Below are 10,214 nucleotides of genomic sequence, written 5' to 3'. Positions count from 1 at the left end.
GGCGTTCGGTAGCCCAGGCACTTCCGCGGCGTCGAGTTGAGCCGGTCGCAGATGTCCTTCAGCTCGTCATCGGTGATCGACAGGGGATCCACCTCTCTCGAAAGCCATTTGCGAACGCGGCCATTGGTGTTCTCCACCGTGCCCTTCTGCCAGGGCGACTGCGGGTCGCAGAACCATGTCTGTGTTCCGATGCCAGCCTGCAGATAGGGCCATTCGCTGAACTCAGTGCCTCGGTCGAAGGTGATGGAGCGTCGAGCAGCGTGGGGCAGGGGTTGGAGCACCTGAATCAGCCCGTCCATGATCGGTTTCGATTGCCGGTCGTTGTTGCGCAGGAAGACCCGCTCAGATCCGGCATCTGCGGATCCTCAAAAGCATTGCGCCTGAGCTCGCGGAAAATCGTCGAACGATGCCGGCCGAGCTTCTCGGCGATGACGGTGGCGCTCAGGCCGCTCGCCAGCGAGCGATCCTGCGACGTTCATCCATGTCGATCTGGGAGTATGTGCGTCTCATGAGCATTCCTTGCGCGTGATAACCAATTGGTATCTATCGCAAGTCGCACTTCATCCTTGAACCCACCCCCCTACATTCTAAGATCGCATAATGTATCGGGTGGAACGAGTACTCGAGCACTCGCACGGCGAGCTGCTTGGCTATCGGTGCGAACAGCGTCGAATCGGCTGTCCTCAACTCAAGGTCACTGACGACCTAAGGTGGAACACCTTCTACAGATTTGAGAAGAGACTGATGTATGGAGCGTAAAAGAACTTCCTGTTTCTTGCTTGACCGGTAATCTCGACGAGTAAGCCATTGTCCACAAACTTGTCCACGAGTGCGCTGGCGTTGGGGAAGCTGATCCCAAGCTCATCGCGAACGCTGTTTATGCTCACGGTAGGTCGGCGATAGAGATACTCAAGTATTCTGTTAGCTTTCCCAGCCGAATTACCAAATTTCTCTGAAATTATCGATCGATGGTTCTCCCGCAAGTTCACGATTTCGCGCGCGGTTTCAGTTGCTTGCTCCGCAACATCTCCAACACCTCTAAGAAAGAATTTAATCCAGCTTTCCCAGTCCCCTTCTACTCTCGTGGCTTGAAGACGTTCGTAGTAGTCTTGCCTATATGCCTTGAAGTAATGAGACAGGTAGAGGACAGGACGGAGAAGAAGCTTTTTTTCATACAAGAAGAACGCGATGAGAAGTCGGCCTACGCGGCCGTTGCCATCCAAGAATGGGTGGATTGTTTCGAATTGCGCGTGTGCCAGACCGATCTTAATCAAGGGGGGGATATGATCGTCCTCGTGAAGAAATTTCTCTAGATTGCTGAGCGCTTGCGCTGCTACGTCGTGCGGGGGTGGAACAAAGCTTGCGGAGTGGAGATTGCTGCCGCCAGGCCCTATCCAATTTTGGCTCCGTCGAAGTTCGCCAGGCTGGAGCTTATGGCCACGCACGCCATGAAGCAGCTTCTCATGGATTTCACGGATTATCCTTACTGAGAGTGGCAGTTCACTGAGTCGGCGAATACCATGATTCATCGCGTTGATGTAGTTAACAACTTCATCAACGTCTTTTGGCATGTCTTGGTCGTAGATATCAGCCTCTGCCTTCAGGAGGTCGTTAATAGATGCCTGAGTGCCCTCGATCTGGCTAGAAAGCACTGCTTCCTTTCGGACATACATCATGACGAACAGATCAGGGTTCGGGAGCGTTTGGATAGAGCCATCCAGCCTACCCAGCGCGCGATCTGCCCGCGATAAGAGACTTTGCATCTCGGCATCGAACAGCAGAGGCGGATCCGGTGGCAAATCTCTAGGTATGAAAGCGCTGTATCCCGCCAGTTGGCGCACATAGTTTCCGCTTCGTCCTTCGGTGCTCATCTGCATCCCTTATTATCGGCAGGTGATAATAAGGCTACTAGAATGCTCGACTGTTATCGTCAATCGTTAGTAAGTGGATAATTCGCCATCCTTGTTTACGGGAGCAAGCAATAGCTAGCTTCGGCACTCCTTGTTAACGGCCGCCGTTAACATACGGCTGCAGTTTGCCCCATATTAATGCCTACGCCATGAGCAGCACCAGAGGAGAATTGAGAGTTCTTTCGGGCCAACGGAGGGGCATAATTCCAATGGTCCACCGTTCGATTTCTCTCAAGGCGAAAGATCTAAACTCACCCTCAGAGACCGCAATGGGTGGTGAGAAGTCGCCCATGGCCAGCACACGGGACGGCCGAAATGCGGACTTTCCAGACGCATTGCGGCATCTCGTAGAACCGCTTCAAGGTATGAACCTCCCCGTGCCACAGCGGGTTCTGATTTCCCGAAGTGTGTTGAAGCAGCTAACGGGTTGCATGGATGTGAGGTAGGCTAGGTCCCAGATGCGGCGCTGCAAACTCCCTCTCGCAGCGCCGCTCCTTGTCAGTTTGTCACAGTAGCGCGGCTTTCTCCTCCGTGGTTTCGCGCGCGACGCGGGCGCCGCCAAGGCACAGGAACAAGACGGAGCTGACCGCCAGCGCCGCGGCGTAGAGCGTGAGCCCCGGCCCGTAGCTTTGAAACTGCGCTCGGCTGAGCGGCAGGAGTGTTGCACCAAGCGCTGCACCCAATTGGAAGATCGCGAAGATCGAGCCATAGATCCGACCGAAGGTCGGAAGGCCGAAGTAGCGCTTGATCAGATAGCTCAGGACGTCGAACTCGGCGCCATAGACCATGCCAATCAGGATCGCGCAGGCGAAGGCGACATAGCCTGTGGGGCCAAGCGCGTAGAGCACGCAGGCGACGGCGCCTCCCAGGCACACGAGACTCATCAATCGCCTTGCGGAAACATAGTCGAGGAGGACCCCCGTCAAGAACCGCCCGATCAGAACGGCGATGCCGAATACCGACTGTACTAGTGCTGCATGCTGCGGCGTCGCACCACCGTCGATCAGGAGCGATATCTGGTTGGTGACGAGCCCCGTATTGACGAAGCCGAGCAGGAAAAAGGCAGCGGCGAGGATCACGAAGCTCGACGTCGTCACGAAGCGGCGAAAATCGGCGCTGGCCGCGGCGCGATCATGAGCGGGGCGCGCGACTTTGGCTGTTGGCGCATCGTGCAGGAACAACGCGTTCAAGGGCAGCACGATGACGGTAACAATCATCGCGAGGCTGACATAAGCCCATTGCAGCGAGCCGTTGGCGATAACATAGGTGATGATCGGCGGCAGGATCGCGGCGCCAAGGCCGATCCCGCCATTGGCAATGCCAATCGCCAGACCCAGCCGTCGGTCGAACCACGTGCTGACGACGCGCAGATAGGAAACGGGCCAGAGCCCCACCGCCAGGACCGGGAGCAGAGCGTACATGGAGTAGAAGACCTGGATATTTCCCGGAATATAGGACATTGCGAGCAGGCCGCAGGCGAATGTCAAACAGGAGGCCAGAACAATCGGACGGGCGCCGAACCGGTCGATGAGCATGCCTTGTACCGGGGATATTACCATGATCATCAGCGAGATGATCGTGGCCGCGAAAAGAATGGCCGGCTTCGACCATCCGAACGCCTGGGACAGCGGTTCGACAAAAACGCCGAACAAGAAAAGCAAAAGCGTGCTTGGTCCGAAGACCAGCCCCACGGTCGCGGCGGCCGTCGCAGACCACGCCTTCCCCTCGCTCCTCCCGGCTACTTTGTCCACGGTCGCGTCGGTCATGATTTCCCTCCCATTGACCATTGCTACAACATTTCAGTTCATTCAGCTTGCGCTCCGGCCACCTACCGTCGTTTTCACGCTTCAGCTTTCAGCCGTTCTCTTCTGCACCGGCTCCTCATGGTGCGAGATTGCCTCGCGGATAAGGCGGTTCACCGCCTCCGCCTGTTCGAACAACGGGATGTGGGCGGCACCAGTGATCAGATGGAAGGATGCGCCAGGAATGGCGTCAGCCAGCGCCCTTGATGCGGAGGGCGGTGTCGCCTCATCCAACTCACCGACGGCAACCGTGACCGGCATGGTAAGGCGAGGCGCGCTCTCGCGGCAGTCGGCGACCGCTAGTGCATCGCAACCCGCCGCGTAGCCTTCCGGGGAAGTCCGGTCGAGCATGGAGACGAGGCCGCGCCCTTCGGCCGTTTTACGCGACGCCGGGGTCATCCAGCGTGCGAGAATACCTTCCGCGATCGAAGCCAGCCCATCGGCGCGGACCTTTGCCGCGCGCTCCCTCCAGAGCTGCGGTGCGAGGCTGACGATGTTTGAATTCAGGATGAGCAGAGACTGCACCGTGTCAGAAAGCCGCCCTGCGACCAATTGCGCGACCAGACCGCCGATCGAGATGCCGACCAGATGAAACGACCGCAGCTCGAGCAGCGTCAGGAGCGCGACGATATCGTCGGTCAGCGCCTCGATGGTGACCGGGGTCCTGGAGACCTCACTCAGGCCGTGCCCCCGGAACTCGGGACAGATCACGAAGTGCGATCGGCTGAATTCGCGCACCTGCTTTTCCCAGACATCCGCGCAGGTACCGAGCGAATGCAGGAGTACGATTGCGGGATCGGCTTCGTTGCCGTGCAAGGCGATGTGCAGATTGTGGTCGTTGATCGCGACGAACATGAAACCCTAGAACTCCTGATTGAGGGCGGCGAGGGCCCTTTCGACCACTTTCGTCTGCTCCCGCGGCGCCGACCTTTCCCGCTCGAGCCGGCTTATCTCGAGCGATGAATCGACAACCAGCTTGCAGCGTGCGTAGCGGCGGCGCATGAAGCTCGAAAGCGCTTGCCGCACGTCCTCGTGCCGGCCGATCTCTTCGCCCAGCACCAGGCCATCCTCGATGCCCATGCCTGCGCCAGACGCGAGTTGCGGGGTGGTTGCGTGCGCCGCATCGCCGATGAGCACGGCGTTTCCCCGCACCCAGTTCTCGCCCGCCAGAACCGTTTCGAGCGGCCGGCAGACGATGCTAGAGGCCGCGCCGAGATGGTGGCGCACGTCGCTCAATACCCCGCCATAACCTTCGAGCAGTGATCCCAGCACGGAGTGCTGGGTTTCCTCTTCGCGCCAGACCGGCTCCGGTTGGGCTTCGAGGTAGAACATGTACATTTGGTCCCGGGAAACGGGATTGAGCCCGACCTTGGCGGGGCCGCCAAGAAAGAAGGTCCGCCGCTCGATGTTGGGATGCCGTTCCATCATCAGCCGCCAGCATAGCTGGCCCGCATATTGCGGCCGCGGCGCATCAGGAAAGAGATGCTGGCGGATCTGCGAATAGATGCCGTCGGCGCCGACGACGAGATCGTAGGCACAAGACTGGTCGTTGCTGAACGTCACGCCGGTCCTGGCGCCCTGCCATTCGATCGCCTCTACGGTGACACCCAGTTGGACGCGGGGCTCGAGGGCAAGAAGCGCCTCCGACATGATCCTGTGAAGGGTTGGGCGCAGGATCCCACCTGCGCTGGGGATGTCGCCCAGCGCTTCGTTTTGCGTTTCGATGCTGAACATGGGCTTGCCGTCGACGGAGCGGATGTCGATGCCGTCGGCGGCGTAGCCCTGCCGCAGGACCTCGTCGAGTATGCCGAGCTTTCCCATGGCGCGCAGCGTGGGGCCGGTAATGGTGATCCCGGCGCCATAGACCCGCCAATGCGGATCGCGGTCGATGAGGTCAACGGCGAGGCCGGCGCGGCGCAGCGCGATGGCCGCGGACATGCCCGCGATCCCGCCGCCGATGACAAGGGCAGTGCGGTGTTCAGCCATTGACGGTTTCCACAGCCGCCAGGGAGTTTCGGCCGAAATGGCCGATGCCGATGCCCGTGTACCAATCGTTGACGGCCTTGTAATAGGCGCGCTTGAAAGGCAGACCGCCAGCAGCTCCCATCGCTGCCATCCACATGCGGATTTCCTCGGCGCCGTTGCCGGCGGTATGGACCTCGTCGGTGGCGTATTTGACGACGGCCTCTGGGTCGCCGGCTTCCATAAGCTGCAGGAGCGTCTCGTCGAACTCGCGATTGACCATGCCCATCCTGGGCGTGGCGATGTCGTGGCTGATGCCGCCGGTTGCAAGAATCGCGACGCGCTCGGCGCCGTCATATCTGCGCATCGCCTCGCCAAGGAATTTGCCGAACTGGTAGCAACGCCGCATGGTCGGCATGGGCGGCTGCACGCAGTTGAAGAGGATCGGCACGATCGGAAGGTCGGGATCGAGCCCCGCCAGTTCGAGCGGTGTGAGCGAGCCGTGGTCGAGCACCAATTCCATCGAAAAGGCCGGATCGAAATCGGCTTTTAGCGCCTCCTGCAGGAGATAAGCGCCGAAGGCCTGGTCGCCGGTAAAGACGCGGCGCTTTGCCTTCAGCCAATGTTCGATCGGGCTCTCATAGCTCTCGCCGACACCGATGCAGAGCGCGGGGAAATTGTCGAGGAAGAAGTTGTGCAGGTGGTCGTTGGAGAGCACGACCAAAGCGTCGGGCCTGCCGGCCTCGAAATCGCGTCCCATCGCCTCATAGGCGCCGAAAATCTCCGTCCGCAATTCCGTAGGGATGCGATCCGGGAAATTCAGCATGACCGGCGTGTGGCTTGCCGTGTAAATGCCGGTCAGTTCAGCCATTTGCCGTCTCCTTCTTTCATCAGGCTCCTGAGTGCCGCGAGCGAAACATCCTCCGGAATGCGCATGCCGATGCAGTGCGCACGCAGGAGGTACGGGTTGACGCCGGCTTCGTAGAGCCCGGCCACGTCGTTGCTGGTGATCTTTTCGGCGAGTTCCGGCGTCAGCCGGAAACGGGCGAGATAAGCGGCCTTATCCTCATTGTAGGCGGCAAGGTCATCCGGCTTGTGGTGCAGTTCGTAGAGGACCTTGTCGAGGAGGTAGGCCTCCGTGGTCGGCATCATCTGTCGCCAATTGCTCATCAACGGTTCCTTTGTCAGCGCAGTTGTTCGACGACCCACGAGAGGAGCGTGGGAACGGTATGGGGGCCGAAACCCATGTGCCCGCCCGGAAAGAGCCGGACCGACTTCGGGCTGCCATGCTCCAGAAGGAGGTGGATATCGGCGATCGGGCACTGCTTGTCTTCCTTGCCGTTGACGAGCAGCAGCGGTGCACAGGGGTCTGACAGCAGACCCTGATCGAGGAGGGAAAGTTCTCGAAAGCCTGCGACATATTCCGCGTCGTTGGTCGCACCCAGCATGCGGCTGCGCGTTTCCACCAGTTCCATGAGATAGCTGTCGGGATAGCGGGACTGCTCGACCCAATCGGGCTGGAACATGTAGTGAATGCCGCCGCCCCAGTTGACGGCACAGCGGATATCGTCGGCCATCATATGCGCGAGCTTGGTTGCCCAATGGCCGCCGAAGGACCGGCCGATCAGCGCGATTCTCCGCCCGTCGAGCTGGTGGTTCTCGCGAACCCATTGAATGACGGGAAGGAACTGGATCTCGCCGTTGCGGCGCGCTTTGATCGGCGATTGGCCGGTTCCGACATTGTCCATCGCGATCGTCGCGATGCCCGCCGCGACGAAGGCGTTGGAAAGCTCGGTCATCTCCTCCTTCCAGGCGTCGACGCCGCCCCACATGATGACCACGGGAGGCTGCTCTGCGCCCGTGGGGATGCGGAGGTAGCAGCGGATCTCGGAGGTCAGAGCACCCGGCGCGTCGAAGGGCAGCGAGACAGGCACGATCGGCGGATCGGCCAGCGCGCCGAACCGCTCATAGGCCTGAAGTTCGAGCCGGTAGCTTTCCGCTTTCGCTTCGTGGTTCGGACAGGGAAAGCGGCCGAGGAAGTAGAAGCCGTAGGCTTGGTAATAGGCTTCGCGTGCGCCCGCCCGATCTCCGGCGCGGCTTCTTTCCTCGGCCAGAGCCATGAAGCGGTTGCCCGTGCCAATCCAGGCGCTCGCCCAATTCGCCCCGTCCAGTCCCTGCAAGGCCTCGATCGTCTCGAGCGTTGCCTCAGGCTCGGTCAATCCAAGCGGATGAATGCGTTTGGAGAGCCGATCCCGCATCCAAGCCCTGGCATTGTCCAGCGATCGTGGTCCGGTGAGTTCGCCCGCCGTGGCCATTATCGTCATTTATGTGTCTCCATCCTTTAGCGGCGTCGGTGGATCACCAGATCCTTGCGAGCGCCTCTCGTTGCATGTCGGCTGTGCTCAAAGGCAGTCCGAGCACGCGCAGGTGCTCCGTTACGGCCAAGACAAGTTCGGCATTGCTTTCTGCGACATCGCCGTTCGGCAGATGCAGGTTGTTCTCGAAGCCCACTCGGACGTTGCCTCCCATCAATGCGGTGGCGACCGCACAGGCGGCCTCTTGCCGACCGAAGGCGCAAACCGTCCAATGGGTGAATCCATGCGGCGCATTTGCGAGAAATTCGATGAGATCGGCCGGCTGGGATTGCTGGTCTGTCGTATATCGGCCGAGGACGAAGAGGAGGGGAATTTCCTCGGCAGCAAGAAGGCCGCGCCGGTGAAATTCGACCAGCCGTTCCATGTCCGCTCGGTCATAGAGGATGATCTGCGGAAAGATGCGCTCGCGTCGCATCCAGTAGAGTAAATTTGCGAAGGCCGCTTCATGCGCGGCGTCCGGCACGATCTCCCGCAAAGCAATGGACGCAGCCTCGGGGCGCAATTCCCGAACGAGAGCGATCTGTTCTGTCGGCGAATAGGTACCGAGGGACTCGGTCGTCACTTGAACGATCATCCGGTCGCCGGCCCGGGAGCGGATCGCGGCAATTGCTTCCCGATACCGATCGGCGTCGAGACAATGGCGGCCTTCAGCGTCGCGAACATGAACATGAATCATGCTGGCCTGCGCGGCGAGGCAGGATTCGGCGCAGTCGGCAAGTTCCGCAGCGGAAATCGGCAGGCCCGGATGGTCTGCCTTCGTCTTGCGGCCGCCGTTCGGCGCGATCGCAATTGCCACTGCCCGGCACGGGTTGCCGCGCCCTTGCTCTATGGAATCGACCTGCATCCTTCCTCCCGAATGAGGCTGGCCGCATCGCTACGCTCAGACGCAGCCAAGCGTCTCGGCCCAATTTTTCTCTGAACCTCCTCAAGAAAAATGAGCGCGCTCAAAAAATGCCGGAGAACGCTGCTCTTGTCAATTTGAGCGCGCTCAATTTTTTATTTTTTGTTGGAACCTGCGGAAGTCGGCGCTAACCGCGCGCCAATCCGAGCGTCATGCGTCCAATCTGAGGACGGCTGGATCTGGTGAAAGGCCACGCATCACGACGTCAATCTGGCGACGGAGTCTGTCCAACCCGGCTACAATATCCAGCGACTCGGCCGAAAGCCACATTCGAAGATCGACCTGATATATGGCGAATATGGCCTGCGCCACGATCTGGGGAGACTCCGTTGAAGAAACCAGGCCCTTCTCCATCGCTTCGGAAATGAGCCGGGTGAGCAGGAGTTTCAGCTTGTCCCTTGTACGATTGAACCGTTCCGCCTGCTTGCCCGACTGATAGAAGTACATTTCGCGGAGCGCCGCCCGGGACAGGACTGGAACTCGGGCGAAATACTCGTAGTGCAGGCGAAGCACGCTGAGCAGGTTTTGAAGAAGGGAGTCTTCGGGCCTGATTGCAGCGCTTGCTTCGGCGATGCACTCTTCAAGGCCGTCGTTGACAATCAGGAAAAGAAGGTCCCGCTTGGTTTCAGCATAAACGAAGACCGTGCCCATGCCGACGCCGGCTTTGCTGGCGATCTCGCGGGTCGTCGTGTCGTCGAAACCCTTCGAGACGAAGAGGTCGAGCGCCGCCTCCTTGATGCGCCGGAGCTTTTCTTCTTTATTCTGTTCCCGCAGTCCGGGCTTCTTTTTTGTTTCCTGCATCCCCGCTTGCTGTCTCCATTGGGCGCCTTGGTTGAAGCACCAGGCTTTATGCGAAACGGGGCGATATCAGGTCAAGCTGCATGGTGAGAAGATCCCGCCCGGGTCATTCGAAGAGCACCACGGCGCGGCACCAGCCGGCGGAAGCACGCTTTATCTTGACCGGAAGGCAGGAGACGGTGAAGCCTGTGGCCGGCAGCTCGTCCAGTCTCGTCAGCTTCTCCATGTGCAGGAAAATGCCGTCGCGGCTAGCCTTGTGTCCTTCCCATATGGAGGCTCGCGTCCCGCCTTTCGGCAAAGCGCTGGGCGGTATTGCGGAACGGGGCATCCCACGACCAGGCGTCGGTCCCGGTGTCGCTTGGCAGCTAAACGTGAGAATGTAGCTATTTCGGCCAGGTTGGCATTTAAAGGGGGTCTTCCTCACTTTGTGTGGTGGCGATTTTGGTCGAGAGGCAGCATGCGTGCC

At 59.8% G+C, this 10,214-nt stretch carries 10 protein-coding genes and 2 pseudogenes; all 12 read right to left on the bottom strand.

The features are described from left to right. Positions 1-332: pseudogene (locus ILFOPFJJ_RS34110) on the bottom strand (IS30 family transposase); the annotation flags it as partial. Then, complete coding sequence (locus ILFOPFJJ_RS35870; RefSeq protein ID WP_312032793.1) at positions 287-430, bottom strand: helix-turn-helix domain-containing protein; 144 nt, start codon at positions 428-430, stop codon at positions 287-289. The gene ILFOPFJJ_RS35870 and the pseudogene ILFOPFJJ_RS34110, both read right to left, overlap by 46 nt. A 292-nt stretch (positions 431-722) precedes the next feature. Further along, positions 723-1,871, bottom strand: a complete 1,149-nt coding sequence (locus tag ILFOPFJJ_RS34105) for a Fic family protein (protein WP_173514796.1) — start codon at positions 1,869-1,871, stop codon at positions 723-725. Positions 1,872-2,416: 545 nt separating this feature from the next. Then, on the bottom strand, positions 2,417-3,676 hold the full coding sequence (locus ILFOPFJJ_RS34100) for an MFS transporter (RefSeq protein ID WP_173514795.1): 1,260 nt from the start codon (positions 3,674-3,676) through the stop codon (positions 2,417-2,419). A gap of 81 nt (positions 3,677-3,757) precedes the next feature. After that, on the bottom strand, positions 3,758-4,567 hold the full coding sequence (locus ILFOPFJJ_RS34095) for an alpha/beta fold hydrolase (protein ID WP_173514794.1): 810 nt from the start codon (positions 4,565-4,567) through the stop codon (positions 3,758-3,760). Between the two features lie 6 nt (positions 4,568-4,573). Continuing rightward, positions 4,574-5,698, bottom strand: coding sequence for an FAD-dependent monooxygenase (locus ILFOPFJJ_RS34090; protein WP_173514793.1), 1,125 nt, complete (start codon positions 5,696-5,698; stop codon positions 4,574-4,576). Next, positions 5,691-6,545 carry a DODA-type extradiol aromatic ring-opening family dioxygenase gene (locus tag ILFOPFJJ_RS34085; protein ID WP_173514792.1) on the bottom strand — a complete coding sequence of 285 codons (855 nt, stop codon included), beginning with the start codon at positions 6,543-6,545 and terminating at the stop codon, positions 5,691-5,693. The genes ILFOPFJJ_RS34090 and ILFOPFJJ_RS34085 overlap by 8 nt, the downstream gene beginning before the upstream one ends. Continuing rightward, positions 6,533-6,844 carry a subunit of meta cleavage enzyme gene (locus ILFOPFJJ_RS34080; protein WP_173514791.1) on the bottom strand — a complete coding sequence of 104 codons (312 nt, stop codon included), beginning with the start codon at positions 6,842-6,844 and terminating at the stop codon, positions 6,533-6,535. Before ILFOPFJJ_RS34080 ends, ILFOPFJJ_RS34085 begins: the two co-directional genes overlap by 13 nt. Positions 6,845-6,858: 14 nt before the next feature. Next, on the bottom strand, positions 6,859-7,998 hold the full coding sequence (locus ILFOPFJJ_RS34075) for an alpha/beta hydrolase family protein (protein WP_173514790.1): 1,140 nt from the start codon (positions 7,996-7,998) through the stop codon (positions 6,859-6,861). A gap of 34 nt (positions 7,999-8,032) precedes the next feature. Further along, complete coding sequence (locus ILFOPFJJ_RS34070) at positions 8,033-8,893, bottom strand: beta-keto acid cleavage family enzyme (protein ID WP_173514789.1); 861 nt, start codon at positions 8,891-8,893, stop codon at positions 8,033-8,035. Between the two features lie 207 nt (positions 8,894-9,100). Then, positions 9,101-9,751 carry a TetR/AcrR family transcriptional regulator gene (locus ILFOPFJJ_RS34065; RefSeq protein ID WP_173514788.1) on the bottom strand — a complete coding sequence of 217 codons (651 nt, stop codon included), beginning with the start codon at positions 9,749-9,751 and terminating at the stop codon, positions 9,101-9,103. A 103-nt stretch (positions 9,752-9,854) separates the two neighbouring features. Then, positions 9,855-10,101 (bottom strand): annotated as a pseudogene (locus tag ILFOPFJJ_RS34060) (cyclase family protein); the annotation flags it as partial. Positions 10,102-10,214: the final 113 nt, after the last annotated feature.

The organism is Sinorhizobium psoraleae (genome assembly GCF_013283645.1).
Taxonomy (GTDB): domain Bacteria; phylum Pseudomonadota; class Alphaproteobacteria; order Rhizobiales; family Rhizobiaceae; genus Sinorhizobium; species Sinorhizobium psoraleae.
This window is presented reverse-complemented; position numbering and strand designations above follow the sequence as displayed.

Coding starts and splice junctions, on each gene's coding strand:
- ILFOPFJJ_RS34095 (WP_173514794.1), bottom strand. CDS start 4,567: ATGTTCGTCGCGATCAACGACCACAATCTGCACATCGCCTTGCACGGC.
- ILFOPFJJ_RS34080 (WP_173514791.1), bottom strand. CDS start 6,844: ATGAGCAATTGGCGACAGATGATGCCGACCACGGAGGCCTACCTCCTC.
- ILFOPFJJ_RS34075 (WP_173514790.1), bottom strand. CDS start 7,998: ATGACGATAATGGCCACGGCGGGCGAACTCACCGGACCACGATCGCTG.
- ILFOPFJJ_RS34105 (WP_173514796.1), bottom strand. CDS start 1,871: ATGAGCACCGAAGGACGAAGCGGAAACTATGTGCGCCAACTGGCGGGA.
- ILFOPFJJ_RS34065 (WP_173514788.1), bottom strand. CDS start 9,751: ATGCAGGAAACAAAAAAGAAGCCCGGACTGCGGGAACAGAATAAAGAA.
- ILFOPFJJ_RS34085 (WP_173514792.1), bottom strand. CDS start 6,545: ATGGCTGAACTGACCGGCATTTACACGGCAAGCCACACGCCGGTCATG.
- ILFOPFJJ_RS34090 (WP_173514793.1), bottom strand. CDS start 5,698: ATGGCTGAACACCGCACTGCCCTTGTCATCGGCGGCGGGATCGCGGGC.
- ILFOPFJJ_RS34070 (WP_173514789.1), bottom strand. CDS start 8,893: ATGCAGGTCGATTCCATAGAGCAAGGGCGCGGCAACCCGTGCCGGGCA.
- ILFOPFJJ_RS34100 (WP_173514795.1), bottom strand. CDS start 3,676: ATGACCGACGCGACCGTGGACAAAGTAGCCGGGAGGAGCGAGGGGAAG.